The organism is Phocaeicola sp. RTP21198st1_B8_RTP21198_201120, from assembly GCF_040929485.1.
Taxonomy (GTDB): Bacteria; Bacteroidota; Bacteroidia; order Bacteroidales; family Bacteroidaceae; genus Phocaeicola; species Phocaeicola dorei.
In genome coordinates, this window is sequence record NZ_JBCOCI010000395.1 from 1 (window position 1) to 1,002 (window position 1,002).

At 44.7% G+C, this 1,002-nt stretch carries 1 protein-coding gene; it reads right to left on the reverse strand.

The genetic code is table 11. The features are described from left to right. The coding region (locus AB5935_RS26655) for a glycoside hydrolase family 2 TIM barrel-domain containing protein (RefSeq protein ID WP_368327941.1) at nt 1-1,002 on the reverse strand (1,002 nt) is incomplete at both ends.

Sequence of the window (1,002 nt, forward strand, 5' to 3'; positions counted from 1 at the left end):
ACTTGCGTCTATAATATAAAGCAGTGAGGCGGGAGTGGTAATCTTTGAAGTGAAGACTACTCCTTGGGCATCCAAAAGTTGTTTTATTTTGCCGGTAGGATTTCCTATGAATACAACTTCTTTATAATTCTCAATCATGCTTTCGGATTTAATGGCTTCGTACTGCGTTTTGTTGATTACAGCATAAGGCGACCAAGCAGGTTCTCCCGGAGCATTTGCGGCACGTAATGCACTGTACATCGGCCATTCTTGATAGAGTGGCAGAGTCGGGTCATAGCCAGGATTGAATGTAGTGCTATAGGGACCTATACGTTCAGGTTGTACGCCCGGAATTCCCTCACGATATTCGCTGAAGAAAATTCCGTCTTCATTGACAGACGGGGCTGTAGAACAATCTTTTTTACCGAGTGGTAATGGTTTCAATGCATACCATGCCATATTGAAAACAGTACTGTATGAGGCTCCCAATCGGCGTTGGTTGGCTATGAGGTTGTAACATTCGTTAGCCAGTCCCTCCATGCGTCCTTCTTGTGATTCATAGGCACGTTCCCCGTTATATTTGGATACTTGTTCAGGTGTGCCGTAATAAGCCATACTGTGTTCGCCGATACCCCAAGGTTTTCCAATACTAATCCAGTTTTTCATGGAATTGGTATCTCCATAATGTCCTACTGTTACTGGTAATATGCCATTACCGTCATCTTCTCCGTCAGAAGAAATCCAAGGGCGGGTAGGGTCATACTGGCGTACAATGTCGCGCCATTCCTCCCATGCTTTTTGTTGGGCTGGTATTAATTCGGGACGGTTGTACACATGTAGGATAACGGGTTTGTTTTCGTTGCTGATACTCCAACCAAAAACAGAAGCATGGTTACGGTCACGTAGAACAAAGCGCTTTAAATGTTCTTTCGATTCTTTCCAAAAGTGTTCGGAATCGAGTTTGGGGCCACCGTCACTAGCCCAGTTGGCTGTTTCATTTAGTACACAGATACCCATCTCGTC